The organism is Gordonia sp. QH-12, assembly GCF_001578675.1.
Classification (GTDB): Bacteria; Actinomycetota; Actinomycetes; order Mycobacteriales; family Mycobacteriaceae; genus Gordonia; species Gordonia sihwensis.
In genome coordinates, this window is record NZ_KQ969288.1 from 80007 (window position 1) to 105536 (window position 25530).

A 25530-nucleotide genomic window follows, 5' to 3' on the forward strand; every position below is an offset into this window, starting at 1 on the left:
TCCCGCACCACGCTCCCGCCCAGCCCGCAATAGGTATCTGTGCCACCCGCCAAATACCCTTGAGCCTGTGACGCATCTTTCCTCCGACACCGAAGGCCGCCGCTCGCGCTGGTCGCTGACCATCGCCGACCTGGCTCAGGCCGCCGTCTTCGCCGCGCTCATCGCGGTCCTCGGCCTCCCCGGGCAGATCAATCTCGCCGGCGGAGTCCCGATCACCCTGCAGACGCTCGGCGTGATGCTGGCGGGGGCGGTACTCGGACCGAAGAAGGGCACGCTCGCGGTCGTCATCTTCATGGTGCTGGCCATCGCCGGCCTGCCGATCCTGGCGGGCGGACGCACCGGCATGGTGGCGCTCGGCTCCCCGACCGCAGGCTACTTCGTCGGCTTCCTGCCCGCGGTGATCGTGATCGGCCTGCTCACCGCGCTGATGATGCCGAAGTACAACATCGTGGCGGGCATCGTGATCAACCTCTTCGGCGGCGTCCTGATCATCTACGCGTGCGGCATCGTGGGCCTGCTCCTGCGCACCGACATGTCGCTGGGCGCGGCCATCGCCACCAACGGATCCTTCGTCGCCGGCGACGTGCTCAAGGCGCTCGTGACCGCTCTCGTCGCGGCCCCCGTGCATCGCGGCCGTCCCGGTCTCATCGCGCCGCTGCGGCCGTCGTTCCTCCGCCGTGCCTGAGCCCGCCCCGTCGTCGATCGTCTTCGACGGCGTCGAGCACGCCTTCGGCGACCGCGTGGTACTGCGCGGAGTGGACCTGGCCATCTCGCAACGCCGCGTCGGCATCGTCGGCGCCAACGGCAGCGGCAAGTCGACGCTGGCACGGATGATCAACGGGCTCGTCCTCCCCGACCGCGGGACGGTCACGGTCAACGGGCTCGACGTCCGCAAGAACAAGCGCAGGGTCCGGCGCGACGTCGGCTTCATCTTCTCCGATCCGGACCGGCAGATCATCATGCCGACCGTGGCCGAGGACATCGAGCTCTCGCTCTCGCGCATCGTCTCCGACAAGGCCCAGCGTCGCGCCCGGGCGCGCGAGGTACTCGCCGACTTCGGCCTCGACGGCCACGCCGACCAGCCCGCGCATCAGCTCTCCGGCGGCCAGAAGCAACTGCTCGCGCTCGCCGCAGTGATGGTGGTCGGACCGACCATTCTGGTGGCCGACGAGCCCACCACCATGCTCGACCTCCGCAACGCGCTCATGCTCCGGAGAGTGTTCGCCGACCTCGCAGAACAGCTGATCGTACTGACGCACGACCTCGACATGCTCGACGACTTCGACCGCGTGCTCGTCCTCGACGACGGCCGGGTGGTGGCCGACGACGAACCGGCCCCCGCACTCGCCTTCTACCGCGACCTGATGAGCCGATGATCGGCGTCTACGTCCCCGGCCGCTCCCTGCTGCACCGGCTCCCGGCGGGGTTCAAGATCGTCGCGCTGATGGCGTCGATCATCACGCTCGCCGTGGTGGTCCGAACACCGATCGCCGCCGGGATCGCCCTGGCGGTCACCGTCGCGACGTTCGCCCTCGCCTGGATTCCGCCCCGCCACGCCTGGTCGCAGGTCAAGGGCGTGGTCTGGGTACTGGCGGCGCTCTTCGTCTTCCAGTGGATCATCACCGACGCCGCGCGAGCCTTCGTGGTGTGCGCGGTCCTGCTCGCCTCGGTGGGGCTGGCCGCCGTCGTCACACTCACCACCCGGACCACCGACATGCTCGACGCGATCATCACCGGCCTCTCGCCGTTGCGCCGGCTCGGCGTGCGGACCGACCTCATCGCCATGGCGTTCGCGCTCACCATCCGCAGCATCCCACTGATCGCCGAAGTGCTCGCCCAGGTGGACGAGGCGCGTCGCGCCCGCGGACTGCGCGCCGGCCCGCGCGTTCTCCTGGCACCGACGGTGCTCGCCGCCCTGCAGACGGCCGACGGCTTCGCCGAGACCCTCGCCGCACGCGGAATGGACTGACGAGCAGCCCTTCCCCGATCTGTCGGTCACCGCGGTCTGTTAGCCTTCAATCAGACGGCTTGACGACTTCAAGGAGGATGCGGTGGACCCCTTCCCGCACCTGTCGCGCGCCCTCTTCGCCCACTCGGTGTACTTCCTCACCGATCACTGTCAGTAGGGCTCATCGCACCGTGCCGTCCCGTTCTCAGGGTCGGCACCTGAGCACCGGATCCAGGCCATCAGTGTCTGCAAACCGACCCTCACGGACCCATTTCGCAAAGGAAAAGTCATGTCTCCCACCATTTTCGACGACGTCACCGCTCTCATGGGCCGCACCCCGCTGGTGCGCCTCAACCGCATCACCGACGGCGTGGACGCCACGATCCTGGCCAAGCTGGAGTATTACAACCCCACCAACTCCGTGAAAGACCGCATCGGCGTGGCGATCGTCGACGCCGCCGAAGCCTCCGGAGAACTGCCCGCGGGCGGCACGATCATCGAGGCCACCAGCGGCAACACCGGCATCGCACTGGCGATGGTCGGCGCGGCGCGCGGCTACAACGTCGTCCTGACGATGCCCGAGTCGATGTCGAAGGAACGCCGCGCCCTGCTCCGCGCCTTCGGCGCCGAACTCGTCCTGACCCCGGCCGCCGAAGGCATGGCCGGCGCCGTCAACGCCGCGGAGAAGATCGCCGCCGAGCGCCGCGGTTCGGTCCTCGCCCGCCAGTTCGCCAACGAGGCCAACGCCGAGATCCACCGTCGCACCACCGCCGAGGAGATCTGGAACGACACCGACGGCGCGGTCGACGCCGTAGTGGCCGGCATCGGCACCGGCGGCACGATCACCGGTATCGGCCAGGTCATCAAGAAGCGCAAGCCCGAGATCAAGATCTACGCCGTCGAACCCGCCGAGTCGCCGATCCTCAACGGCGGCGCGCCCGGACCGCACAAGATCCAGGGCCTGGGCGCCAACTTCGTCCCCGAGGTACTCGACACCACCGTGTACGACGAGGTCATCGACGTCGACGTCGACACCGCCGTGAAGTGGGCCCGCCGGGCGGCCACCGAGGAGGGCCTGCTCGTCGGCATCTCGTCCGGTGCCGCGCTGGCCGCCGCCGTCGACGTCGCCAAGCGTCCGGAGCTCAAGGGCAAGACCATCGTCGTCGTGCTCCCCGACTTCGGCGAGCGCTACCTGTCGACGCTGCTCTTCGAAGGGCTGGTCGACTGATGTCCGAGCCGGTTCCGCTACTGCGCCTGCTGCGCGAAGATCTGCGCGTCGCGCAGGAGCGGGATCCGGCGGCCCGGTCGATGATCGAGGTCGCACTCGCCTACCCGGGAGTCCATGCACTCTGGTTCCACCGGGTGGCTCACCGACTGTGGAACTCCGGCGGGGCGGCGCGTCTACCCGCGCGCCTGCTCTCGCAGTTGGGCCGGTTCGTCACGGGCATCGAGATCCATCCCGGCGCGAGGCTCGGCCGCCGCATGTTCATCGACCACGGCATGGGTGTGGTGATCGGCGAGACCGCCGAGGTCGGCGAGGACGTCGTGATGTTCCACGGATCCACCCTCGGCGGCGTCAGCATGTCGAAGGGCAAACGTCATCCCACCGTCGGCGACCGCGTGCTGATCGGCGCCGGCGCCAAGGTCCTCGGTCCCATCACGCTCGGTGACGACGCGAAGATCGGCGCCAATGCCGTTGTGGTGCACGATGTTCCGGCCGGATTCGTCGCAGTGGGCGTCGCCGCGACGACACGGGCGGCCGGCGCACCGGTGCACGACCCGTACGCCGACCCGGCGATCTACATCTGATTCTTCCTGCTCAAACGCTTATGCCGTTCTCCGTGACCCGATTCGAGTCACGGAGAACGGCATAAGCGTTCAGATCGGTCAGGCCTTCTCCACCGGGGTGATCGGCAAGCGCAGCGCGCCGGGCGCGTCCGCCGGAACCACCGGCGCCTTCGGCGCCACCGGGGTCAGCCGCCGGTAGGCGTCGCCCTGCGCGGGACGCGGGTCGGCCTCACCCTTGTTCGGCCACAGGGAGATCGCACGCTCGGCCTGCGCGCAGATCGACAGCGACGGGTTCACGCCGAGGTTCGCGGTGATCGCCGCGCCGTCGGTGATGTGCAGCGTCGGGTAGTTCCAGACGCGGTGGTAGGGGTCGATGACGCCGGTGGCCGGGTCGTCGGAGATGACGCATCCGCCGAGGTAGTGCGCGGTGAGCGGCATGTTGAAGATGTCGCCCCAGGTGCCGCCCGCCAGTCCGCCGGGCAGCTTGGCCGCGATCCGGCGGGTCGCCTCGTTACCCTCCGGAATCCAAGTCGGATTCGGCTCGCCGATGCCCTGCTTGCTCGTCACGTACTTGAACGGACCGCGCTTGCGGACGAAGGTCGTCAGCGAGTTGTTGTTGTTCTGCATCACGAGCGCGATTACCGTCCGCTCGCTCCACTTGCGGACGAAGAACAGCCGCAGCAGCATCAGCGGGTTGGTGACGGCGTTCTTGAGAAACTGGCCGAGTCGGTTGGGGACGCTGCCACCGTCGGTGAGCAGCGTCTGCAGGTAGGCCATCGCGTTGCTGCCCTTGCCGTACCGCACCGGCTCGATGTGAGTGTTGGACGTGGGGTGGAACGACGAGGTGATCGCGACGCCCTCGGTGAAGTCGCGGCTCGAATCGTACGACCGCGCCTGCGCCCCGAGGATGGATTCGGAATTGGTGCGTGTCAGCACGCCCATCGCGTCCGAGAGCCTCGGGAGGGTCGAGCCCTTGGCGCGATGCATGATCTTCTGCGTGTTGAACGTGCCCGCGGCGACGATCACCTGGTCGGCGGTGAACTGTCGCCGCCGGGCGCCGAACGGACCCCAGGACGACGACCCGTGCGCCGACACCAGCCATGAGCCGTCGGCCCGCTGCTCCAGGCGATCGACGGTGGTCCGGTCGATGATCGTCGCGCCGTTCCGCTCGGCCAGACCGAGGTAGTTCTTCATCAGCGTGTTCTTGGCGCCCACGCGGCAGCCGGTCATGCACGCGCCACACTCGGTGCAGGCGGTGCGTTCGGGACCCGCGCCGCCGAAGTAGGGGTCGGGCACCGTCTGACCCGGGGCGCCCTCGCCGCCGGTCTTGGCTCCGAAGAAGACGCCGACCGGGGTGGAGGTGAAGGTGTCGCCGACCCCCATCTCGTCGGCCACCCCCTTCATGATGCGGTCCGAGTTGGTGAACGTCGGGTTGGTCACCACACCGAGCATCCGGCGAGCCTGCTCGTAATGGGGCGTCAGCTCCGATTCCCAGTCGGTGATGTGGTTCCACTGGGGATCGGTGAAGAACGGTGTGGGCGGCTTGTAGAGCGTGTTGGCGTAGTTCAGCGATCCGCCGCCGACGCCGGCGCCGGCGAGAACCATCACGTCCTTGAGCATGTGGACGCGCTGAATGCCCATCAAACCGAACTTCGGCGCCCAGACGAATCGGTTGAGACGCCAACTCGTCTTGGCGAACTGGTCGTCCTCGAAGCGGCGACCGGCTTCGACGATGCCGACGCGATATCCCTTCTCGATGAGGCGGAGCGCACTGACGCTGCCGCCGAATCCGGAACCGATGATGAGGACGTCGAAATCAGTCTGCGCCATAGCCGACCATACTAATGATCATTGTCTCATTATCGAAAGCCAGTGTAGGCTACGCTAACTTCTGGTCTCGGTGAATCCGAGCACGGTCGGCGTGACGAAACGAGCGATCACGGCGCGCTCTCGCTCCGGCGACCCTTCTGGCACCGCGAGCAGCGACACGATCACCCGGACCACCCATCGCGCCGCCTCTCCCCCGTCCTCACCGCCGGCGCCGAGGAAGGCCGTCGCCACCGTCTCGATGAACTCCGACGACAGCGCCAGTTCACCGGCCACCCCCGCACCCGCCGCGGTGAACCAGGCGGCCAGCGCGGGATCCCGGCGGACCTCCGTCAGCGCCACGATGATCGACTCGGTCAGCCGGTCCGCAGGCTCCGGTCGGTCGGAGACGGTCTCGGCCACCACGGCGCCGATACGGCGAGCGACCCGTTCGATGTACGCCAGCTGCAACTGGCGCCGGCCGTCGAAATAGCGGTACAGGGTCGCCCGGGAACACCCCACCGCGGCGGCGATGTCCCCCATCGAGGCGTTGGCCCCCTTCGTGGCGAACACCTCGCCCGCGATCTCGAGGATCGCGTCCTGTACGGCGGGCCGCCGGGTGCCGCGCATCCAATCCGCCCCGCGCACTCGGAGATCCTGATCGTCGGTCATGCCGAGAACGGTACCGAGACCGGTCGCCGCACATAGTTTCCGGACGCCCATTCGATTCCGTCGACGTCGACGTGGAAGTCCGGGCACCGCGCGAGCAGTTCTTCGAGCGCCACCCGCGCCTGCATCCGTGCGGCGGCGGCGCCGAGGCAGTGGTGGGATCCGTGGCTGAAGGCGAGGATGTTCGCGGGGTCGCGGCGGACGTCCAGGTCGGCGGCGTCCTCCCCGTACATGCGTTCGTCACGGTTGGCCGACGCGTAGCAGAGCAGCACCTTGCGGCCCGCCGGGATCGTCACCCCCTCGACCTCGACGTCGCGCGTCGCCGTACGGGCCAGCCCCTGCACCGGCGAGGTCAGCCGCAGCAGTTCGTTGATGGCCGACGGCAGCAGCTCGGGTTCCCGCCGAAGAATCGCACGCTGATCCGGATGCATGGTCAGCAGCGCCGACGAGCCGCCCAGCATGCCGGTGGTCGTGTCGTTTCCGCCGGCGACCATTGTGAAGGCGAACGCCAGCACCGACAGGACGCCCGACTGGTCCGCCGGGTCGTCGGTCAGGCCGGCGGCCACCAGATGCGACACCGTGTCGTCGCCGGGACTGCGCTTGCGGAATTCGATGAGGTCGGCGAAGTACGCCATCAGTCCCATCACCGCCTCCGACGCCGATTCGACGGCCGAGGCCATGTCGGCGCCCGGGTTGGCCGCGACGATCGCGTCGGTCCACGCGTCGAACTGTCCGCGATCGGACTCCGGCACGCCGAGGTAGTGGGCGACGACCATGCTCGGCAGCGGTTTGAACAGGTCCGCGGCGATGTCTCCGCCGCCGCGGGAGGCAAGGTCGTCGAGCCGCTCGATCACGAACTCGCGAAGCTCGGGCTCCAACGTCGTCACCTGTCTCGGCGTGAAGCCGCGCGCCACGAGGCGACGGAAGGCGGTGTGCCGCGGCGGATCCTGCATCACCATCGGCGGGTTGTCCTGCAGGCCGATGCTCTCCAGTTCGCCGTACGCCACGGTCAATCCGCGCGCCGAGGAGAAGGTCTCCCAGTCCCGCGCGGCGGCCATCACGTCGGCATGGCGAGTGAGGACGTAGTAGTCCGCCGCCGGATCCCCCTCGGGCACCACGTGATGGACAGGGTCGCGGTCGCGCAGGAGCGCGTACATCTCGAACGGATCGCGCCAGGACGGACCCGACCGCAAGGTGAACTCCGGAGACAGATCGTTCTTCATGTCCCAACTATGAGACAGTTCACACATATTGTCAACGACGGACGATGCCTCCGCCTCCCGCCCGCGTCAGCGTGACGGGTTCGTCGCCGCCCCGTCGAGCCACAGCGTGTCGCTGGCATCGCGGTGCGGGCCGGACGTCCCGACGTGTTTCGCGCTGATCTTCGGCCCCTTGGTGATGACGTGGACCAGCGCCATGCCGTGTCCACGGCCGAGCCCGTACTCGTCCTTCAGCCATTCGAGAATCGGCCCGGCCTTGGTGCCCGGGCCGAAACCGCGTTCGGCTGCCTGCTCGACGAGTTCGCGTGGGGTGTGCCCGGTCTTGATCTCGATGGTGTCGAGGTATGCCTGGAATGACATGACGGTTCTCCTGTCGTCGGATGCTGTCACCAGTATTGACAGCCGCCGGCACCGAAACTGATCGGTATCAGCCCGAAACGACTCAGGACGGTTCACAACCATGTCGCAGACCAAGAGAGCCGAGACCCCGGTACTCCGGGGTCTCGGCTCACCGAGTGGGCGACGCCTGGCGTCGCGAGGTCAGGCTCGGACCGAGAGGCCGACCTTCTGGAACTCCTTGAGATCGGAGTAACCCGCCTTCGCCATGGACCGGCGGAGGCCGCCGACCAGGTTCAGCAGGCCGTCCGGATCGTCGGACGGTCCGTTCAGCACGGTCTCGAGGGAAGGCCGCTCCTCGTCGATCGCCACCTGCAGCAACGCACCGCGCGGAGTGTCGGGGTGCGCCGCGGCCGACGGCCAGAACCAGCCGCGGCCCGGAGCGGTGTCGGCGGCGGCGAGCGGTGTGCCCAGCACCGCGGCGTCGGCACCGCACGCGATCGCCTTGGCGAGGTCGCCCGAAGTGTGGATGTCGCCGTCGGCGATCACGTGCACATAGCGTCCACCGGTCTCGTCGAGGTAGTCGCGACGGGCCGCGGCCGCGTCGGCGATCGCGGTCGCCATCGGGACCCCGATGCCGAGGACCTCACCGGTCGTGGTGGATCCCTCCGTGGAGCCGTATCCGACGATGACGCCCGCGGCGCCGGTACGCATCAGATGCAGTGCCGTGCGGTGGTCGTGCACGCCTCCGGCGATCACCGGGATGTCGAGGTCGGAGATGAAGGTCTTCAGGTTGAGCGGTTCGGCGACGAGTCCGTCCTCGTGGCCGCGGTCGACCAGCACCACGTGCTCGGCGGAGATGATCGTGCCGTGCACCACCAGAATCTCGGCGCCCGCCTTGATCAGCGCGGGTGTCAGTTCGGGGGCGTGCTGGGGGCTCACCCGGACCGCCGTGGTGACACCGGCCTCCCGCACCCGGGCGACAGCCTGCGACAGCAGGTCGAGGTTGATCGGGGCGCGATGGAGCTCCTGCAGGCGACGGATCGCCGCGGACGGGTCCGGATTCTTCTCCGCGATCTCGACCAGCTCGGCGATCTTGTCCTCGACGTGCTCGTGGCGGGCCCAGAGGCCTTCGCCGTTCAGCACGCCGAGCGCACCGAGCTTCCCCATCGCGATGGCCGACTCCGGCGAGCCGAGCGCATCGGTCGGATGGTTCAGGATCGGCGATTCGAAGCGGTATGCATCGATCTGCCATGCGGTCGAGACGTTCTTCGACGACCGCGTCCGCCGGGACGGGATGATCGAGATGTCTTCCAGTTCGTACGTTCGGCGAGCCGTCCGGCCCATGCCGAATTCGACGAGGTCACGCACCATTGCGCCTTTCTAGTGGAAACTCAGGCGAGCGGGGTTGCGGCGGTCGCGCCGCAAACCGGCTCAGCGTGCATAGTAGTTGGGCGCCTCGGCGGTGAGGGTGATGTCATGCGGGTGCGACTCCTTGAGACCCGCCGCGGTGATCTGCACGAACTGCGCGTTCTGCAGGTCGGCGATGGTCTGCGACCCCGTGTAGCCCATGGCCGCGCGGAGGCCGCCGGTGAGCTGATGGATCACCTGCGACAGCGGTCCGCGGAACGGCACCCGACCTTCGATGCCCTCGGGGACCAGCTTGTCCTCGGCGAGCACGTCGTCCTGGAAGTAGCGGTCCTTGGAGTACGACTTGCCCTGGCCACGCCCCTGCATCGCACCCAGCGAGCCCATGCCGCGGTAGCTCTTGAACTGCTTGCCGTTGACGAGGATCAACTCACCCGGCGACTCCTCGGTACCCGCCAACAGCGAGCCGAGCATGGCGGTCGAGGCACCGGCGGCCAGCGCCTTGGCGACATCGCCCGAGTACTGCAGACCGCCGTCGGCGATCACCGGGACATCGGCCGCCTTGCACGCGGCGACGGCCTCGAGGATCGCGGTGATCTGGGGCGCGCCGACGCCTGCGACGACGCGGGTGGTGCAGATGGAGCCGGGGCCGACGCCGACCTTGACCGCGTCGACGCCCGCGTCGATGAGCGCCTGCGCACCCGACCGAGTCGCGACGTTGCCGCCGATCAGCTGGACGCGGCCGCCGACCTCCGCCTTGAGCTTGGCGATCATCTCGAGCACCCCGCGCGAGTGGCCGTGGGCGCTGTCGACCACGAGCACGTCGACGCCGACCTCGGCGAGGGCGAGCGCGCGATTCCACGCCTCGTCGCCCGCTCCGACGGCCGCGCCGACCAGCAGCCGGCCGTCGGCGTCCTTGGTGGCGTCGGGGTGCTGCTCGGTCTTCACGAAGTCCTTGACCGTGATCAGTCCGGTCAGCTTGCCGTTGCCGTCGACGATCGGCAGTTTCTCGATCTTGTGCCTGCGCAGCAGACCGAGCGCCGCCTCGGCGGAGACGCCCTCGGACGCGGTGATCAGCGGCGCGGGAGTCATCACCTCGGACACCGGCCGCGTCTCGTCGGCCTCGAAGCGCATGTCGCGGTTGGTGATGATGCCGACCAGATCGCCGGAAGCGTCGACGACGGGCAGACCCGAGATCCGGTACCGCGCACACATCGCGTCGACCTCGGCGAGCGTGTTGGTCGGCAGACAGGTGACCGGGTTGGTGACCATGCCCGCTTCCGAGCGCTTCACGGTCTCGACGGCGGCGGCCTGCGCCTCGATCGAGAGGTTGCGGTGCAGCACGCCCATACCGCCGGCGCGCGCCATCGCGATCGCCATCCGGGCCTCGGTGACGGTGTCCATCGCCGAACTGACGAGCGGGACCCGGAGGGTGATCTCCCGGGTCAGCCTGGACGAGGTGTCCACGGCGTTCGGGACGACATCCGACGCCGCCGGGAGCAGCAGTACGTCGTCGAAGGTGAGGCCGAGCATTGCGACCTTGTCGGGATCATCTCCACCAGTGCGAACCTGCGTCATCTGCACATCGTATCCGCTGTGGATTGAGGAAGCCTGTCCGCCCGGTTATCGGCTACGGTGGAGGACGTGCATGACCAGTTCCCCGGACTCCCGCCGGACCCCTTCGCCGATGACCCGAACGACCCTGCGTCGGCCCTGGACGCGCTCGACCCGGGAATCCCTCTTGACGAGGGTGAACGCACCGCGGTGGAAGAGGATCTCGCCGACCTCGATGTATACGAACGCCTCCTCGCGCCGCGCGGTGTGCGGGGCCTGGTAGTGATGTGCGAGGACTGTCGCGAAGATCACTACCACGACTGGGACATGTTGCGCTCCAATCTGCGCCAATTGCTCGTGGACGGCACGGTCCGACCGCACGAGCCCGCAGTGGATCCCGAGCCCGACGACTACGTCACCTGGGATTACTGCCGCGGGTACGCCGACGCCTCACTGCGCTATCACGAACGCTACTGATCCGCAGGGGAACGAACTCCGAACACACGAGAGGGACCGTGATCGTCGATCACGGTCCCTCTCGCTGTTCGGACTACCTCGCGGCCCGTCGGGTCAGCGGATGCTCTCCGACGGCGCGGTGGTCGTCACCGACGCCGACGCCGTCGCCGACGACGTGGTGGTCGTCGGCTTGTCCGTGTCCGTCTTGCTCGTGGACGGTTCCTGCGTGGTCGACGGCGCGGTGCTCGGGCTGCTCGAACCGCTGGAGGAGCCCGGCGGCTTCAGCATCACGGTCGGGTCCGGGACGTCGGGGCTGGTGGCGGAGGTCGGCAACGGCAGCGACGGCAGGGACGACAGCGGCGGAATCAGCGCACTCGGGTCCTGCCTGCGCACGTCCTCGATCAGGCTGCGCAGTTGATCGGCCTCGGACTTGTCCTTGAGCGGGCCGATGTCCTTCTCGGCCTTCGCGATCAATTCGCGGGCCTTGACGGTGTCGCCCGCGGCGAGCGCCTTCTTGGCCTCGGCGATGTTCTGCTCGGCGTTCATCCGCGACTGCGTCTGCTGCGCCTGCTCGGAGAACACCACCTGCTTCACCGACCACAGCGGATCGCCGGGCTGCGATCCCTCCGACAGCACGAGCAGGCCGGCACCGGCGACCGCCAGGATGGCGGCGGCACCCGAGACCACCCGGAGCCTGCGCGCCAGTCCGCCGCGACGCTCCCGCTCGTTGGCCCGAGCGATGGCCGTCTCGATGTCGGCGATCGTCGGCGTGCTCGGAACCGGCCCGGCCAACGACTCCGCGCGCCACTGCGCGAGCAGACCGGCGAGCCGGTACTCGGCGTCGTCGCCGATCCGGGCGGCCCTGCCTGCCGCGAGATCGTCGATGAATTCGTCGTCGTGGTGCACCGCGCCCACGTCGATGGGACCGGTAGGCATTTCGTCCTCCGTCATCGACGTTCACCTCCTGGGGTCATGAGTTTCTTGAGCTTGGTGAGCGCCCGATGCTGTGCCACTCGCACCGCTCCCGGGCTGCTGCCGACCATGTCCGCGGTCTCCTCAGCGGAGAGACCGACGACGAGCCGAAGCACCAGAATCTCGCGTTGCTTCTCGGGAAGGGTGCCGAGAAGATCTCGCATCTGCCTCGAGGCATCTGATTCGAGGGCAGCCTGTTCCGGCCCGTTCGAGAAGTCGAGCGAGTCGGGGACGTCTTCTACCGGATCTGACTTCACGCGGGCCGCCGAACGCATCGCGTCGGCGACCTTGTGCGAGGCGATGCCATATACGAACGCCATGAAGGGACGCCCCTGGTCTTCGTACCGGGGCAACGCCGTCATCACCGCCATCAACACCTCCTGAGCCACGTCGTCAGCGGAGAACAAGTGTCGTTCTCCGGCACCGATTCGTCCTCGGCAGTAGCGCAGGACTGGTTCCCGCACACTGTCGAGCACTGAGGTCAGCGCAGCGCGGTCACCATCGGCCGCCGCACGGACCGCCTGGCCCAACGCATCACCTGTAAGTTTCATCGCCGCTTAGGTGCCCGGGTGTTACGCATTCGGGAGACTACTGACCGCGGTGCGCCGTGTGGTTCGCCTAGATCAGTCATCAATCAAGCGTACCGAGCCGCGTGCGCCGAACCCGCCAAGGGCGCGAAGCCCATGCCCAGGCCGATGAGTTTCTCCTGGATGGCGGCCGCCGCCCGGCTCTGCTCGTTCCGGTCGGCGGCGAACGAGGCGAGCATGCTGCGTGCTGCCCACTCCAGCGGCGCCAGTCCGGCCGCCGCGCAGTCGCCTGCGACGTTCCGTGCAGTCTGCGCCGCCGCCTCGACCCGGCCCGAGGCCGCGTCGGCGGCAGCGGCGATCAGTGCGGTCTTGAGCCGATGGCGCACCGACGGTGCCCCGGCGGACAACTCGAGCGCCCGCGCCGCGAGGTCCGCGGCGTCGGACCGGCCGGTGTACAGGGCCAGTTCGGTACGCACCCACGCCAGGCGCAGTGCCGGACGGCCGTCGAGCACCCAGTTCCCGCGGGCCGCCGTCGATACTGTGCCCGCCGATTCTGCCGCCGCGCGTTCCAGGAGCCGGGCCGAGCCGGCGAAGTCGCCGATCCCCAACCCGTCCGCGGCCAGCCCGACGAGGGCGTCCACTCGAGCGACGGCGGCCCAGCGGCTCTCCTCCGCTCCCGCGCTCACCGCGACGCGCAGTGCCGCACCGTCATCGGCTCGCGCGTACCCGTGACCCCCGGCCTGCCGCGTGAGCGACGCGCGAGTCGCCAGTGCCAGTGCGGTGACCCCGGCGCCGGTGGCCGGATCGGCGAGCAGGTCGGCGATCAGCGCACGCGCCGCGGCGGCCCTGCCGAGCGCTCCGAGCCGAACCGCACGCGCCCAGCGATCGCCCCCCGGCGGACAGTCCGGCGGTGCGTCGACGCCGAATGCGTCGTTCCACTGATCCGACATTCGCAATTCACCTTTCACTACCGGCGCCTGCGCGCAGAATGAAGATTTCATTTCGACTAACAAAAGATGATCACGTGGAAGCAGAATTGCCGCAGTCGACAACTCCCGTTATCTCCGACGTAACCTTCGTACGATTGCAGTCCATCCTCCCACCGAGGCGCCGCGCCGTTCGACCGGCCCAGCGCCTCCGCCCTCGATCAACAAAATCGCAGGTAAAGGGCGACATAGAGTCGGAGTATCCGTCGCCCGCCGAGACCGCCATGGTCCCCGTCACGTCACCGGGCGTTCACTTGTTCGCTTTTAATCGCAGTGATTCGAGACCGGAGAACGAGTTGACTCGCTTTTCCGGACGCACATACCGTGAGCGTCGTAGGTAAGAGCGTTTCTCATTCAGGAGCGAAGATTGACGACCACAATCGACAGACTGCCCGGCCCCAACTCCGACTTCTGGGACTGGCAGATGCAAGGCAGATGCCGAGGGCTCGAATCGTCGGTCTTCTTTCACCCCGAGGGTGAGCGCGGCCAGGCGCGGATGCAGCGCGAACGGCGTGCCAAGCAGGTCTGCGCCGACTGCCCCGTGCTGCAGCAGTGCCGTGCGCACGCCCTGCGTGTGGACGAGCCGTACGGGATCTGGGGCGGCCTCACCGAGTCGGAGCGGAATCTGATGCGGCGACGCAATCCCCGGCGCCTGGCCGGCTGAGCGTCCCGGAGCGCCGGTCCCTGTACGAGGCCCCGAACGCCCCGGACATCGAGCCTCAGACAGCGATCAGCCCCGGTTGAGATCGGACTCAACCGGGGCTGATCTGTGTCTGTCCGCCGACTGGCGTCAGCCGACCACCGCGAGGATGTCGCGGGCCGACAGGATCAGGTATTCCTGACCTGCGTACTTGATCTCGGTGCCGCCGTACTTGCTGTAGATGACGACGTCGCCTTCCTTGACGTCGACCGGGATACGGTTGCCCTGATCGGTGACGCGGCCTTCGCCGACAGCGATGACCTTGCCCTCCTGCGGCTTCTCCTTGGCCGAATCCGGGATGACCAGGCCGGAAGCAGTGGTGGTCTCAGCCTCGACGGCCTGAACGAGGATCTTGTCCTCAAGCGGCTTGATGTTCACGCTCGCCACGATGTCAGTTCCTTTTCCTTCATGTAACTGATGGGAAGTTCGCGGCACCGGGTCGCTTTGCCACGTCGTCGCGGGTGCCGCGGCGCTGCATTTCGGATGCCAACTAGCACTCTACCCATGAGAGTGCCAGCACATCAAGGGCCCCGGTGTCCGAGCCGGTCGCGGCAGCTCAGAGCTTGCTGATCTGCACGCTCATCCCGGGATCGGTCGCCACGGTGAGAGGCGACGGAGGGGCGCCGCCACCGATCACGTGGGCTCCCAGGGTGGCGACCATGACGCCGTTGTCGGTGCACAACCTCGGCTTCGGCACGCGCAGTTCGATACCCGCGGCGGCGGTCCGCTCGGCCGCGAGCGACCGGATCCGCGAATTGGCGGTCGCACCGCCGCCCAAGACCAGGGTGTCGACGCCGCGATCACGGCATGCGCGCAGCGCCTTGGCGGTCAGCACATCCGCGACCGCCTCCTGGAACGACGCGGCGACGTCGGGCACCGACACGGGGGCACCCGACCGGACCCGGCCCTCCACGTATCGCGCGACGGCCGTCTTGAGACCGCTGAAGGAGAAGTCGTACGGCGCGTCGCGGGGCCCGGTCATGCCGCGCGGGAACGCGATCGCGGCGGGATCGCCGTCACGGGCGGCCGCGTCGAGTGCGGGACCCCCCGGGTAGCCGAGATCCAGCAGCCGCGCCACCTTGTCGAAGGCCTCCCCCGCGGCGTCGTCGACGGTGGTGCCCATTTCGACGATCGGCTGTGACAGGTTCTGCACGCCGAGCAGATGCGTGTGCCCGCCGGAGACCAGCAGCGCCACCGCGGGCGGCATCGGACCGTGCTCGAGGGTGTCGACCGCGACATGTCCGCCGAGGTGATTGACCGCGTACAGCGGCACATCCCAGGCCAGCGCGTACGCCTTGGCCGCGGCGACGCCGACCAGCAGGGCTCCGGCGAGTCCCGGTCCGATCGTCACCGCGATGGCGTCGGGCCGGTCGATCCCGGCCGCCTCACGCGCCCGCTGCATCGTCGGGACCATCGCCTGCAGGTGGGCCCGCGAGGCGACCTCGGGGACCACGCCGCCGTACCGCGCGTGCTCGTCCACGGACGATGCCACTTCGTCGGCCAGCAGCGTCGCCGTCTCGCCGTCCCATTCGACGACACCGACTCCGGTCTCGTCGCAGGAGCTCTCGATACCCATCACGATCATGAGGTCGCGTGCCCTTCCGGCCGGTGATTGCCCGGTTCGTCGTTACTGTGTTCGTCGCCGCTGTGTTCGCCGCTGCTGTGTTCGTCGCCGTCCCGGCGCGCGGCGCGCACCATCGTGTACGCGTCCGCGCCGGACGGCTGATAGTAGTTGCGTCGCACTCCCGCCACCTCGAATCCGCTGCGCTCGTACAGCGCGATCGCCGGGACGTTGTCGGTGCGCACTTCCAGGAATACCGGCGCGTGGACGGCGTCGGCAACCCGCAGCAACTCCTCGAGCAGAGCCCGCCCGTAGCCGCGCCCCTGGCAGGCGGCGTCGACCGCGATGGTGTGCACCTCGCACTCGTGGTCGCCGGCACGGCCCAGCACGCTGATACCCGCGTAGCCGGAGACCGGGGCGCCCGGGACGGTGCGCACCGCGAAGTAGGTGTTGTGCGGCGCCCGCAGTTCGGCGACGAAGCCGGTCAGCGGCCACGGCGAATCCGTGGCGAAGAGTTCCCGCTCGATCTCGGCGCATCGGGCCAGGTCGGAGGGAGTCAGTTCGTCGACGACCGGGCCGGGGCCCTCACTCATGTGTCGCCGAGGGCAGCAGCGACTTGCGCTTCTGGTCCTTGAGTTCGACGGCGTCCGGGCGGCGCAGGTACAACGGCGTCAGAGGCTCGGCCGGAGCCCGAGCGGTGAGTCGCTCGGCGGCGACGGCGACCAGCGAGGCCGGGGTCGGTGTGACCAGGTCGGCGCCCGCCGCGCCGAAGCGCTCGGTGAATCTGCTCTCCCCCACCACGTCGGAGAGCGTGCGGCCCGCCAGTTCCGCGACCAGCGTGTCGGGTGAGTCGACGGCCGGTCCCGCGACACGCCGACCGGCCTCGTACAGCGCCCAGTACACCTCGCGGCGACGGGCATCGGTGAGCACCAGTCGCGTCCCCGCCTCCGGCGCAGGCGTGCCGCGGTCGATCGCATCGAGGGTGCACACCCCGTAGGCGGGAAGGCCGAGCGCGTCGGCGTACGCCGCTCCGGTGGCCATTCCGACGCGCAGCCCGGTGAACGGTCCGGGACCGCAACCGACGACCACGGCGTCGAGGGCGTCGCCCGCCACACCCGCCTCGGCGAGCACGTCCCGCATCAGGGTCGTGAGCACTTCGGCGTGACGGCGCTGATCGGTCACGATCCGCTCCGCGAGCGTCACGGGCCCCTCGTCGCGCAGTTCCACCACGCCGGTCACCACGGCGGAAGTCGCGGTGTCCAGCGCCAGAGCCCGAATCGGCGGCTGCGCGGTCATCGGTTCACCCACTCCCAGGTCGCATGTCGTGTCTCGGTGTCGTCGTCGCGGCGCAGCCGGACGATGAGGTATTCGTCGACGAGTCGCTCCACGACGCCTTCGCCCCATTCGACCACGACCACGCTGTCGTCGAGGTCGGTGTCGAGATCGAGGGCGTCCAGATCGTCCAGGCCGCCCAGCCGGTAGGCGTCGACGTGGACCAGGCCGGTGCCGCCGGGCACGCCGGGAGCGTGCTGACGAGCGATGATGAAGGTCGGCGACGAGACACGGCCGGCCACGCCGAGCCCGGCGGCGATACCGCGCGTCAGCGCCGTCTTCCCCGCACCGAGCGGACCGTCGAGGATCACCAGATCCCCCGGGCCGAGGTCGGCGGCGAGCTCGCGGCCGAGGTCTTCGGTGTCGGCCACCTCGGGCAGGTCGCGGGTTCCGGAGGTGCGCTGCGGCGTCATCCCTGTCGCTCCGATCGTGCGTGCTTGTCCGAACGCGCGCGGCCGGAGAGCCGCCACGGCAGCACCGGCCGGCCCAGCGCCAGGCGCGACCGCGAGACCAGGTCGTCGATGGCGTCGGTGACCAGCTCCGGGTCCTCCATGGGGAGCATGTGCCCGCAGCCCTCCGCGATGACCATGCGGGAGTCGTGACCGAGCTGTCCGTACATGCTCAGTGAGTTCGGCAGCGGCGTCAGCCGGTCCTCGTCGCCGCACATCACCACCGTCGGTACCTGAGCGAGCACCGGCAGCGCCGTCGCCTCGTCGTGGCTCTCCAAGACGTGCAGGAAGTTCACCATGGTCGCGATCGACGTGTTCTGAATCATCGACTCGACGGCGTGGCCGGCGCGCGGGCTGTAGTGGTCGTGGCCGAAACTCGCCGCGACGAGCACCGGTTCCACCGCCCGGCGCGTGATCCCCCGGCCGGCCTGCACGGCGCCCGGGATGTAGCGGACCGACAGGCGCAGCGCATCGACGATCGGGTTGTTGAGTCCTTCGCCGAGCCCGGCCTCGGTGATGCCCCTGGCCGCCGTGGAGACCAGTGCGACGCCCGCGATGCGACCGCTGTGAGAGAACATCCGCGAATGACGTCGCGCGAACGACATGATCGACATCCCGCCCATCGAATGGCCCACCAGAACCACCGGTCCGGTCGGCGCCATCGTGCGGATCACCGCGGCGAGGTCGTCGCCGAGCTGCGCCATCGTAGAGCTCTCGGCGGACGCCGGGTCGCTTGCTCCGTGGCCGCGCTGGTCGTAGAAGACCATCTTGATGTGCCGGCCCGCCCAGCGCTCGGCGAGACCGAACCGCTGGAAGTGCCAGGCCGCCATCCGCAGGGTGAACCCGTGCACGAAGACCACGGTCAGCTCGGGCGTCGCGGTGCGCCCCCACTTGCGGTCGCCGCGCACGTCGGGACCGCCGGTGAGCACCGTGCGGACCGCGAGACACACGCCGTCGTCGGCGGTGACCGTCGCAGCTTCGTCGGCGTAGATCGCTTTGAAGTCGACGCCCGCATGCGGATCGATCCGCATGTCGGCCTTGCGGAGCTTGCGGCGGCGGAAGGCGCCGCCCGCCGTCACCGCGCCGAGCGAGCGCGCCTCCGACAATCCCGAGCGCCATGCGGCCTTCCGTCGCGGCTTCGCACGCTCGCGGTCAGGCATCGACGTCTCCCCCGGGACCGCCGACATACCGTCGCACCGCGCGCGAACCGATTCGGGAGATGATCTCGTAATCGATCGTGCCGATGGTGTCGGCCCAGTCGGTCGCGGTCGGCACCGGCGCGCCGCCCGCGGCGCCCGCGGGTCCGAACAGCACGGCCCGGTCGCCCTCGGCGACGCCGCCGCCGTCCGGTCCGAGGTCGATCACCAGCTGATCCATGCAGACCCGCCCGACGTTCGGGAAGATCCGGCCGTTCACGTGCACGCCGAACCGGCCGGACAGCAGGCGCGGAACTCCGTCCGCGTAGCCCGCGGGCACCACGCCGAGAACGGTGTCGGCGGGAGCGACCCACGTGTGGTTGTAGGAGACGCCCTGCCCGGCCGGAATCCTCTTGACCAGCGAGATCCGCGTCTCCAGCGTCATCGCCGGAATCAGCCCGAAGTCGCCGATGTCCGGGACCGGCGAGTAGCCGTAGATCGAGAGTCCCGGACGGACCGCGTCGCGCGCCAGGTCGGGCCGGGTGAGCGCCGCCGGAGAGTTCGCGATGTGCACCAGCTGCGGCCGTACGCCGCGCGCACGCAGGTCGGCGACGGCATCGTCGACACGCTGCGCCTGCTGTGAGTTGAGCGGATGGTCGGGCACGTCGCCGAAGGCGAGATGACACATCACACCGTGCAGGCTGATCGCGCCCTCCGCACATGCGGCAGCCACCGCGTCGGCGGTCTGCGCCCATTCCTCCGGGCTGACGCCGCTGCGCGCGAGCCCGGTGTCGAGCTTCACCGTCACCGTGGCGGTCCGGCCGAGTCTGCGCGCCTGCGCCAGCACCAGCTCCAGCTGCCGCGGCGAGGAGACGGCGATGTCGATCCCGTCGGCGATCGCCCCGGCGAAATCGGCCTCCGCGGTGTGCAGCCAGGCGATCAGGTGCCCGTCGATGCCGGCGGCGCGCAGTGCGCGGGCCTCGCTGATCTGCGCCACACCGAGCGCGATGGCACCCGCTCCGAGCGCGGTGCGGCCCACGGCGACCGCCCCGTGCGCATAGCCATCGGCTTTGACCACCGCGATCACATCGGAGCCCGAGCGCTCCCGCAGGACGCCCACATTGTGGGCGATGGCGTCGAGATCGACAGTGGCGTAGAGGTTAGCGTGCGAGTCCATCGCACCTATTCTCGCAAATCCAGCAGACGGCGGAGCGTCGGCGCGACCGCGTCGCGCAACGCGGCGGCGCTGATCGGCGCTCCCCCGCTCGCGAGCGCGGCGGCGCGCGCGTGCACGCGGGCAGCGCAGACGCCGGCCGAACGAGCGGGGAGTCCCGCCGCCAACAACGATCCGGCGATGCCGGTGAGCACGTCGCCCGCCCCGGCGGTCGCGGCCCAGGACGACTCCGCGTCGTTGCCGCTGACCCGACCGTCCGGGTCGGCCACCAGGGTGATCCGGCCCTTGAGCAGCACCGTCACCCCGAGCCTCTCGGCCAGGCCGCGCACTGCGCTCAGCCGGTCCGGCCCCGGTTCGGCTCCGGCGAGCCGGGCGAACTCCCCGGCGTGCGGCGTCAGCAGCGTCGGTGCGGTCCGATCCGCCAGAAGCTCGGGCGCACGCGCCAGCACGGTGAGCCCGTCGGCGTCGACCAGTGTCGGAAGGTCGGTCCCGAGCACATCTGCCAGTAGATCGTGTGCTTGCTCACCCGTGCCGATTCCGGGGCCGATCGCCCACGCCTGGACTCGCCCGGCATCGGCGACGGTGGACGCCGCGACCACCTCCGGCGACTTCGCCAGCACCTCGTCGACCGCCGGACCGACGTAGCGCGTCATGCCCGATGTCGCGGCCACCGCGGCCGAGGTGGCGAGCACCGCAGCCCCCGGGAACACCGCGGACCCGGCGATCACGCCGACCACGCCCTGCGAGTATTTGTCGTCGCCCGGCCCGGGAAGCGGCCACAGCGCGGCCACCTCCGCATCGCTCGGACTGGTCACCTGTGCAGCCGGTACCGGGATGCCGATGTCGGCCACCACCACCCGGCCGCAGGCCGGCGCGGCGAGCAGGTGGGCGAGCCTCGGCGCCCCGAAGGTCACGCACACGTCGGCCCGCACCGACGGTGTGTTCACCACGCCGGTGTCGGGATCGACGCCGGACGGAAGGTCGACGGAGAGCACCGCCGCGCCCGTGTCCGCGATCCGCGCGAAGACCTCCGCAGCCGGCGGTCGCAGCGGGCCGCGGCCGCCGAGCCCCACCACGGCGTCGACGGCGATGTCGAGTTCGTCCGGCACGGTGGCGCTCACGCGGCCGCCGGCGCTCCGGAACGCCGCCAGGCCCGCACCGTGCGCGTGATCGGGATCGAGCAGGAGTGCGTCGACGCGGACGCCGCGCCGCCGCAGACGAACGCCGGCGTAGAGCGCGTCGCCGCCGTTGTTTCCCGCGCCGACCACCAGCAGCACCCGCCGGCCGTAGACGCCGCCGGTCCGCTCGCGCAGTTCGGCGCTCACCTGCGCCGCCACCGCATTCGCGGCACGGGCCATCAGCACACCGCCGCTGAGCAGATCGCCGGTCGCGGCTTCGGCGTCCCGGATCTGCGCGGCGGTGTAGTAGCCGGTCACCACGAGGTCCTCATCGCTATTCGACGGTGACGGACTTGGCCAGGTTCCGCGGCTTGTCGACGTCGTAGCCGCGCGCCTGGGCGACGGTGGCTGCGAACACCTGCAACGGGACCGTCGAGACCAGCGGCTGCAGGAGGGTCGCGGTGTGCGGGATCGGGATCAGATGGTCGGCGACCTCCGCCGCCGCGGTGTCCGTGGCCTCGGCGATCACGATCGTCCGGGCACCGCGCGCCTGGATCTCGCGGATGTTGCTGATCATCTTGGAGTGCAGCAGGGCCCGGCCCTCGGGGGACGGCATCACCACGATCACCGGCAGCCCGTCTTCGATCAGGGCGATCGGGCCGTGCTTCAGCTCGCCTGCCGCGAAACCCTCGGCGTGGATGTACGCGAGTTCCTTGAGTTTGAGCGCGCCTTCCAGCGCCACCGGGTAGCCGACGTGCCTGCCGAGGAACAGGATCGTGTCGGCCGAGGCGAGGCCGCGGGCGAGCTCTCGGACGGGCTCCATCTGCTCGAGCACCTTCTCGACCGCGGCCGGGATCTGTTCCAGTGCCTCGAACTCGCGTGTCACCTCGTCGGCGTACTTGGTACCGACGGCCTGAGCCAGTGCGAGGCCCACCATGTAGGCCGCGGCGATCTGCGCGAGGAAGCACTTGGTGGACGCGACCCCGATCTCGGGGCCGGCGTGGGTGTAGAGCACGGCGTCCGATTCGCGCGGGATCTGCGCGCCGTTGGTGTTGCAGATCGCCAGGACGCGGGCCTTCTGGTCCTTGGCGTGGCGTACGGCCTCCAGGGTGTCGGCGGTCTCGCCGGACTGGCTGATCGCCACCACCAGCGTCGACCGGTCGAGCACCGGGTCGCGGTAGCGGAACTCGCTGGCGAGTTCCACCTCGACGGGCAGTCGGGTCCAGTGCTCGATCGCGTACTTGGCGATCAGTCCGGCGTGGTAGGCGGTGCCGCAGGCGACGACGAAGACCTTGTCGACGTCGCGCAGGTCCTGATCGCTCAGGCGCTGTTCGTCGAGCACGATCCGGCCGTTGCGGAGGTGACCGATCAGGGTGTCCGAGAGCGCCGCGGGCTGCTCGGCGATCTCTTTGAGCATGAAGTAGTCGTAGCCGCCCTTCTCCGCGGCGGCCAGGTCCCAGTCGATGTGGAACGGGGTGCCGCCGGTCGGGTTGCCGTCGAAGTCGGTGACCGCATAGGTGTCGGCGGTGATGACCACGACCTCGTCCTGGCCGAGTTCGATCGCGTCGCGGGTGTGCTCGATGAACGCCGTCACGTCGGAGGCCACGAACATCTCGCCGTCGCCGACCCCGACGACCAGCGGGGTGGACCGGCGTGCGGCGACGATGGTGTCCGGGTGGTCGGCGTGGGTGAAGACCAGGGTGAAGGCGCCCTCCAGACGCCGCAGCGTGGCGTACGCGGCGGCCACGAAGTCGCCCGCGTGCCGGCCCGACGTGTATTCGCGCTCCATCAGATGCACCGCGGTCTCGGTGTCGGTGTCGGAGGAGAATTCGATGCCGGAGTCTTCGAGTTCGGCACGCAGCGGCGCGTAGTTCTCGATGATCCCGTTGTGCACGACGGCGATCTTGTGGTCGGTGCTGAGGTGCGGGTGCGCATTGCGATCGGTCGGTTGACCGTGCGTGGCCCAGCGCGTGTGGCCCATACCGGTGTGACCGGTGAGCGCCGCACGGCCGACTTCAGCGATCTGCTTGTCGAGGTTCTCCAGCCGGCCGGCCTTCTTCTCGACCGTCACCGCACCGTTGCCGTCCAGGATCGCCACGCCGGCCGAATCGTAGCCGCGGTACTCCATCCGGCGGAGGGCGTCCACGACGATGTCGAGCGCGTCGCGCTTGCCCACATATCCCACGATTCCACACATGGGTACCAAGAATAGCGTCAGGCGGAGCGTGGTTTAGCGCCGAGCAACTGGGACACGGTGTCCAGTTCGGGACGGTCGGCGGACTCGAGGTCGACGGCGAGCGCGTCGCCCATGGTGAGCTCGGGGTCGGAGAAGGCGGCGTACTTCTCGTCGCCGGTCAGCCGATGCAGGAAGAAGCCGGTCAGCTGCGCCCGAACCGCCTTGTGGACGGCTCGATCGGCGCCGTTGATGCCGATTAGGGACTTGACCGAGGGCGTCTCGACGAGGTCGCCCGCGTCCGCTCCGGGGAGTGTGCGCAACACCACATCGCCTGCGACGTTCTCCGCCAGGTCGAGTGCGTTGCCGGTCATCGACGCCAGGTGTCCGCTGCCTGCCAGCACCAGCGACGGCACCCGGACGGTCGCGGCCGCGGCAGGCAGGTCGGCGGTGGTGGGCGCGGGGAACACGGTCGCCAGCGCCTTGACGTTCATCGGCGGCCTGCCCAGCAGCACGGCGTCGGATGCGGCCCGGACCGCGGCGGCGGCACCGAACCCGTGTCCGGCGAGCCCGATCCGGTTCGGATCGACGCGGACCCGGCCGGTGCCGAGTTGCACGCTGCCGGCGACGGTCGCCGCGGCGCGCAGGTCGGTGCCCAGGGAGATGTCGGACGGGAACGGGCCCCGGCTGCCGTCGGGCGCGGCCGCCACGATGCCCCATGAGGCGAGGTGGAACAGCAGATCCCGGTAGCGGGCACTTCCCACCAGCCAGCCGTGCGCGAACGCCACTGCCGGAAGGTCGCTGCCGGTGCGCGGTGCGAAGATCTGACCGGACATGCCGACTATCCCGAGATCGCCGCGATCGACCTTGTTGGGTCCGCGGCGCGCGAGTTCCTTCATCAGCTTGTCGGGCGGAGGCGCCACGACCTTGTTGTTCCCGAACACGGCTCCCACCCTATGACATCGATCGCGGATAGGGACTCGGTGCCGACCGATCACCGTCCGCGCGTGCGCGGCCGCGCCGCGTCGAGTCCTGCGGCCAGCATCAGCCGCCCGAGCACGGCGTCGGCCGCATCGGCGTCGGCGCGCAGCCGGGCGCGGAGCCGCTGGACGCGCACCGGATCCTCGCGCGGTGCGGGCGCCGCCGCTGCCAAACGGTCGCGGTAGCGTCGGCCGGCCTGTTCGAACCCGCTCGCGGATTCGGCGGACAATGCCTCGAGTCGGTTCTCCGGAGACGTCACCGCAGATCCGCCAGTACGAGCTCGCCTGCCGAACCGGTGTCGGTCGTCCATGCCGAGGCCACCTCCGCGAGGACTGCGGCGATGGCGTCGGCGGCCAGCTCCCCCGCAGAGTCGGCGTAGTCAAGACGCGAATGCACTTCGGCTCGCAGTTCGCCTTCGGTGACCGCGCCGGCATTCAGAGCGGCAGGTACCGCGTCGAGGTCCACCCCGCCCAGCCTGCGACGGGACACCGTCTCCAGTACCGCTGCGTGGCGTGCGAGCACCTCTTCGAGGACCCGAGCGGCGTGGGTGGTCACGGCCGCCCCCTGCGTCAGCCGGCTCCGCAGATCGGCGACGTCGCCTGCCACCACCCGTACCGCGCTGCCCGCCGCGTGTCCGGATCTGCCGGACCATTCCCCGACCGTCGTCGCCGTCGCACCCGCTGCTCCCTCCGCGCGGGCGAGGCGGTCTGCCAGGTCGCTCAACCGTTGCGCATCCGCCACGAATGCCGGCATCCGAAACTCGTCCACCGCTGAATGAGGCCGGCGTACGGCCGCCTCGTCCACCGCGGTCAGGCCCAGTTCCCGGCAGACGGCGATCACCGTCGCGAAACCGTCCGCGCACGAGCCCGTCATGCCGGCCGGCCCGTCGCCCACGACGCCGCGGCCGACTCCGCGTCGGCGAACGCCGCACCGGCCCGCCCCAGATCCGCGGCCACCGCGTCCACCGCGACTCCGCAGCCACGGAGCCGGGCGGCGAGATCGAGGAGCCGGTCCAGCGTGGCGTCCGCCGCACGACGCGGCGGACCGTGATCGGCCCAGTCGCACATCCCGCCGCCGTCGAGTTCCGCGGCGCATTCCGCGAGCGTCGTCACGATGTGCTGCTGGGCGGCGGTGAAGTCCGCGAGTTGGTCCAGATCGACGTGGATCGAGTCATTGCTTCCGGCGTCCATGCCTATTGGACGCACGCGCCGCCCGCACGGTTCCGCGACACGCCGAAAACGTCGCGTCCCCGACCGGTCGGGCGTGTCTGTCGCGG

At 69.6% G+C, this 25530-nt stretch carries 29 protein-coding genes; 7 read left to right on the top strand and 22 right to left on the bottom strand.

Features of this window, described 5'->3' with window-relative positions:
* The first annotated feature begins 67 nt into the window (after positions 1-67).
* The 5 genes from Y710_RS08080 to cysE all read left to right on the top strand — a co-directional run bounded on the left by Y710_RS08080 (position 68) and on the right by cysE (position 3757).
* Positions 68-685 carry a biotin transporter BioY gene (locus Y710_RS08080; RefSeq protein WP_006897190.1) on the top strand — a complete coding sequence of 206 codons (618 nt, stop codon included), beginning with the start codon at positions 68-70 and terminating at the stop codon, positions 683-685.
* Positions 678-1376, top strand: a complete 699-nt coding sequence (locus Y710_RS08085; RefSeq protein ID WP_006897189.1) for an energy-coupling factor ABC transporter ATP-binding protein — start codon at positions 678-680, stop codon at positions 1374-1376. The genes Y710_RS08080 and Y710_RS08085 overlap by 8 nt, the downstream gene beginning before the upstream one ends.
* Positions 1373-1969: an energy-coupling factor transporter transmembrane component T family protein gene (locus Y710_RS08090; RefSeq protein ID WP_006897188.1), complete on the top strand. Its 597-nt coding sequence runs from the start codon at positions 1373-1375 to the stop codon at positions 1967-1969. The genes Y710_RS08085 and Y710_RS08090 overlap by 4 nt, the downstream gene beginning before the upstream one ends.
* A gap of 268 nt (positions 1970-2237) precedes the next feature.
* Positions 2238-3176, top strand: coding sequence for a cysteine synthase A (gene cysK / locus Y710_RS08095; RefSeq protein ID WP_045537792.1), 939 nt, complete (start codon positions 2238-2240; stop codon positions 3174-3176).
* Complete coding sequence (cysE, locus tag Y710_RS08100; protein ID WP_006897186.1) at positions 3176-3757, top strand: serine O-acetyltransferase; 582 nt, start codon at positions 3176-3178, stop codon at positions 3755-3757. Before cysK ends, cysE begins: the two co-directional genes overlap by 1 nt.
* Positions 3758-3835: 78 nt before the next feature.
* Here cysE and Y710_RS08105 read toward each other — a convergent pair whose 3' ends face one another.
* From Y710_RS08105 to guaB, 6 genes are all read right to left on the bottom strand, one after another.
* The gene (locus Y710_RS08105; protein ID WP_062367101.1) at positions 3836-5566 is read right to left on the bottom strand and encodes a GMC family oxidoreductase N-terminal domain-containing protein; all 1731 of its coding nucleotides are present in this window, start codon (positions 5564-5566) and stop codon (positions 3836-3838) included.
* A gap of 54 nt (positions 5567-5620) precedes the next feature.
* Positions 5621-6214: a TetR/AcrR family transcriptional regulator gene (locus Y710_RS08110; protein WP_231875708.1), complete on the bottom strand. Its 594-nt coding sequence runs from the start codon at positions 6212-6214 to the stop codon at positions 5621-5623.
* Positions 6211-7434 carry a cytochrome P450 gene (locus Y710_RS08115; RefSeq protein ID WP_062367103.1) on the bottom strand — a complete coding sequence of 408 codons (1224 nt, stop codon included), beginning with the start codon at positions 7432-7434 and terminating at the stop codon, positions 6211-6213. The genes Y710_RS08110 and Y710_RS08115 overlap by 4 nt, the downstream gene beginning before the upstream one ends.
* 66 nt (positions 7435-7500) lie before the next feature.
* The gene (locus tag Y710_RS08120) at positions 7501-7791 is read right to left on the bottom strand and encodes a DUF4287 domain-containing protein (RefSeq protein ID WP_062367105.1); all 291 of its coding nucleotides are present in this window, start codon (positions 7789-7791) and stop codon (positions 7501-7503) included.
* Between the two features lie 180 nt (positions 7792-7971).
* Positions 7972-9138, bottom strand: coding sequence for a GuaB3 family IMP dehydrogenase-related protein (locus tag Y710_RS08125; protein WP_039867727.1), 1167 nt, complete (start codon positions 9136-9138; stop codon positions 7972-7974).
* Between the two features lie 63 nt (positions 9139-9201).
* A complete protein-coding gene (gene guaB, locus Y710_RS08130) occupies positions 9202-10713 on the bottom strand; it encodes an IMP dehydrogenase (RefSeq protein WP_006897180.1) in 1512 nt (503 codons plus the stop codon).
* Between the two features lie 66 nt (positions 10714-10779).
* On the opposite strand from guaB, the gene Y710_RS08135 reads away from it, so the two are divergent.
* Positions 10780-11166 (top strand): DUF5319 domain-containing protein, encoded by a 387-nt coding sequence (locus tag Y710_RS08135; RefSeq protein WP_039867726.1) that lies wholly within the window; start codon positions 10780-10782, stop codon positions 11164-11166.
* Positions 11167-11259: 93 nt separating this feature from the next.
* On the opposite strand, the gene Y710_RS08140 is transcribed toward Y710_RS08135, so the two are convergent.
* The 3 genes from Y710_RS08140 to Y710_RS08150 all read right to left on the bottom strand — a co-directional run bounded on the left by Y710_RS08140 (position 11260) and on the right by Y710_RS08150 (position 13594).
* Entirely contained in the window at positions 11260-12081 is an 822-nt protein-coding gene (locus Y710_RS08140) for an anti-sigma-D factor RsdA (RefSeq protein WP_051999664.1), read from the bottom strand.
* An 11-nt stretch (positions 12082-12092) separates the two neighbouring features.
* A complete protein-coding gene (locus Y710_RS08145) occupies positions 12093-12668 on the bottom strand; it encodes a sigma-70 family RNA polymerase sigma factor (protein WP_006897177.1) in 576 nt (191 codons plus the stop codon).
* An 83-nt stretch (positions 12669-12751) separates the two neighbouring features.
* On the bottom strand, positions 12752-13594 hold the full coding sequence (locus Y710_RS08150; protein ID WP_006897176.1) for a hypothetical protein: 843 nt from the start codon (positions 13592-13594) through the stop codon (positions 12752-12754).
* Between the two features lie 460 nt (positions 13595-14054).
* Here Y710_RS08150 and Y710_RS08155 point away from each other — a divergent pair, with 460 nt between their 5' ends.
* Positions 14055-14294: a WhiB family transcriptional regulator gene (locus Y710_RS08155; RefSeq protein ID WP_045540292.1), complete on the top strand. Its 240-nt coding sequence runs from the start codon at positions 14055-14057 to the stop codon at positions 14292-14294.
* 126 nt (positions 14295-14420) lie between these two features.
* On the opposite strand, the gene groES is transcribed toward Y710_RS08155, so the two are convergent.
* From groES to Y710_RS08220, 13 genes are all read right to left on the bottom strand, one after another.
* The gene (gene groES / locus Y710_RS08160; protein WP_006897174.1) at positions 14421-14717 is read right to left on the bottom strand and encodes a co-chaperone GroES; all 297 of its coding nucleotides are present in this window, start codon (positions 14715-14717) and stop codon (positions 14421-14423) included.
* A 169-nt stretch (positions 14718-14886) separates the two neighbouring features.
* Complete coding sequence (gene tsaD / locus Y710_RS08165; protein ID WP_006897173.1) at positions 14887-15915, bottom strand: tRNA (adenosine(37)-N6)-threonylcarbamoyltransferase complex transferase subunit TsaD; 1029 nt, start codon at positions 15913-15915, stop codon at positions 14887-14889.
* Complete coding sequence (gene rimI / locus Y710_RS08170) at positions 15912-16484, bottom strand: ribosomal protein S18-alanine N-acetyltransferase (protein WP_062367108.1); 573 nt, start codon at positions 16482-16484, stop codon at positions 15912-15914. Before rimI ends, tsaD begins: the two co-directional genes overlap by 4 nt.
* The gene (gene tsaB, locus Y710_RS08175) at positions 16477-17187 is read right to left on the bottom strand and encodes a tRNA (adenosine(37)-N6)-threonylcarbamoyltransferase complex dimerization subunit type 1 TsaB (protein WP_006897171.1); all 711 of its coding nucleotides are present in this window, start codon (positions 17185-17187) and stop codon (positions 16477-16479) included. Before tsaB ends, rimI begins: the two co-directional genes overlap by 8 nt.
* Positions 17184-17636 (bottom strand): tRNA (adenosine(37)-N6)-threonylcarbamoyltransferase complex ATPase subunit type 1 TsaE, encoded by a 453-nt coding sequence (gene tsaE, locus Y710_RS08180; protein ID WP_006897170.1) that lies wholly within the window; start codon positions 17634-17636, stop codon positions 17184-17186. The genes tsaB and tsaE overlap by 4 nt, the downstream gene beginning before the upstream one ends.
* Positions 17633-18832: an alpha/beta fold hydrolase gene (locus Y710_RS08185; protein WP_062367177.1), complete on the bottom strand. Its 1200-nt coding sequence runs from the start codon at positions 18830-18832 to the stop codon at positions 17633-17635. Before Y710_RS08185 ends, tsaE begins: the two co-directional genes overlap by 4 nt.
* Complete coding sequence (gene alr / locus Y710_RS08190; protein WP_006897168.1) at positions 18825-19985, bottom strand: alanine racemase; 1161 nt, start codon at positions 19983-19985, stop codon at positions 18825-18827. Before alr ends, Y710_RS08185 begins: the two co-directional genes overlap by 8 nt.
* Positions 19986-19990: 5 nt before the next feature.
* Positions 19991-21421 carry a bifunctional ADP-dependent NAD(P)H-hydrate dehydratase/NAD(P)H-hydrate epimerase gene (locus Y710_RS08195; protein ID WP_062367110.1) on the bottom strand — a complete coding sequence of 477 codons (1431 nt, stop codon included), beginning with the start codon at positions 21419-21421 and terminating at the stop codon, positions 19991-19993.
* 13 nt (positions 21422-21434) lie between these two features.
* Positions 21435-23297 carry a glutamine--fructose-6-phosphate transaminase (isomerizing) gene (gene glmS, locus Y710_RS08200; protein ID WP_039867719.1) on the bottom strand — a complete coding sequence of 621 codons (1863 nt, stop codon included), beginning with the start codon at positions 23295-23297 and terminating at the stop codon, positions 21435-21437.
* 17 nt (positions 23298-23314) lie between these two features.
* Positions 23315-24217: an alpha/beta hydrolase family protein gene (locus Y710_RS08205; RefSeq protein WP_006897165.1), complete on the bottom strand. Its 903-nt coding sequence runs from the start codon at positions 24215-24217 to the stop codon at positions 23315-23317.
* Positions 24218-24267: 50 nt separating this feature from the next.
* On the bottom strand, positions 24268-24513 hold the full coding sequence (locus Y710_RS08210) for a hypothetical protein (RefSeq protein WP_006897164.1): 246 nt from the start codon (positions 24511-24513) through the stop codon (positions 24268-24270).
* Positions 24510-25127, bottom strand: coding sequence for a hypothetical protein (locus tag Y710_RS08215; RefSeq protein ID WP_231875709.1), 618 nt, complete (start codon positions 25125-25127; stop codon positions 24510-24512). Before Y710_RS08215 ends, Y710_RS08210 begins: the two co-directional genes overlap by 4 nt.
* A complete protein-coding gene (locus Y710_RS08220) occupies positions 25124-25444 on the bottom strand; it encodes a hypothetical protein (protein ID WP_006897162.1) in 321 nt (106 codons plus the stop codon). The genes Y710_RS08215 and Y710_RS08220 overlap by 4 nt, the downstream gene beginning before the upstream one ends.
* Positions 25445-25530 lie beyond the last annotated feature (86 nt).

Excerpts from the sequence above, each read along its gene's own strand:
- Y710_RS08105 (WP_062367101.1), bottom strand. The coding sequence starts at position 5,566 with ATGGCGCAGACTGATTTCGACGTCCTCATCATCGGTTCCGGATTCGGC.
- Y710_RS08150 (WP_006897176.1), bottom strand. The coding sequence starts at position 13,594 with ATGTCGGATCAGTGGAACGACGCATTCGGCGTCGACGCACCGCCGGAC.
- cysE (WP_006897186.1), top strand. The coding sequence starts at position 3,176 with ATGTCCGAGCCGGTTCCGCTACTGCGCCTGCTGCGCGAAGATCTGCGC.
- Y710_RS08215 (WP_231875709.1), bottom strand. The coding sequence starts at position 25,127 with ATGACGGGCTCGTGCGCGGACGGTTTCGCGACGGTGATCGCCGTCTGC.
- alr (WP_006897168.1), bottom strand. The coding sequence starts at position 19,985 with ATGGACTCGCACGCTAACCTCTACGCCACTGTCGATCTCGACGCCATC.
- Y710_RS08155 (WP_045540292.1), top strand. The coding sequence starts at position 14,055 with ATGCAAGGCAGATGCCGAGGGCTCGAATCGTCGGTCTTCTTTCACCCC.
- Y710_RS08185 (WP_062367177.1), bottom strand. The coding sequence starts at position 18,832 with ATGCCTGACCGCGAGCGTGCGAAGCCGCGACGGAAGGCCGCATGGCGC.
- Y710_RS08090 (WP_006897188.1), top strand. The coding sequence starts at position 1,373 with ATGATCGGCGTCTACGTCCCCGGCCGCTCCCTGCTGCACCGGCTCCCG.
- tsaE (WP_006897170.1), bottom strand. The coding sequence starts at position 17,636 with ATGACGCCGCAGCGCACCTCCGGAACCCGCGACCTGCCCGAGGTGGCC.
- tsaB (WP_006897171.1), bottom strand. The coding sequence starts at position 17,187 with ATGACCGCGCAGCCGCCGATTCGGGCTCTGGCGCTGGACACCGCGACT.
- Y710_RS08220 (WP_006897162.1), bottom strand. The coding sequence starts at position 25,444 with ATGGACGCCGGAAGCAATGACTCGATCCACGTCGATCTGGACCAACTC.
- glmS (WP_039867719.1), bottom strand. The coding sequence starts at position 23,297 with ATGTGTGGAATCGTGGGATATGTGGGCAAGCGCGACGCGCTCGACATC.
- Y710_RS08110 (WP_231875708.1), bottom strand. The coding sequence starts at position 6,214 with ATGACCGACGATCAGGATCTCCGAGTGCGCGGGGCGGATTGGATGCGC.
- tsaD (WP_006897173.1), bottom strand. The coding sequence starts at position 15,915 with ATGATCGTGATGGGTATCGAGAGCTCCTGCGACGAGACCGGAGTCGGT.
- rimI (WP_062367108.1), bottom strand. The coding sequence starts at position 16,484 with ATGAGTGAGGGCCCCGGCCCGGTCGTCGACGAACTGACTCCCTCCGAC.
- Y710_RS08140 (WP_051999664.1), bottom strand. The coding sequence starts at position 12,081 with ATGCCTACCGGTCCCATCGACGTGGGCGCGGTGCACCACGACGACGAA.
- guaB (WP_006897180.1), bottom strand. The coding sequence starts at position 10,713 with ATGACGCAGGTTCGCACTGGTGGAGATGATCCCGACAAGGTCGCAATG.
- Y710_RS08115 (WP_062367103.1), bottom strand. The coding sequence starts at position 7,434 with ATGAAGAACGATCTGTCTCCGGAGTTCACCTTGCGGTCGGGTCCGTCC.
- Y710_RS08145 (WP_006897177.1), bottom strand. The coding sequence starts at position 12,668 with ATGAAACTTACAGGTGATGCGTTGGGCCAGGCGGTCCGTGCGGCGGCC.
- Y710_RS08120 (WP_062367105.1), bottom strand. The coding sequence starts at position 7,791 with ATGTCATTCCAGGCATACCTCGACACCATCGAGATCAAGACCGGGCAC.
- cysK (WP_045537792.1), top strand. The coding sequence starts at position 2,238 with ATGTCTCCCACCATTTTCGACGACGTCACCGCTCTCATGGGCCGCACC.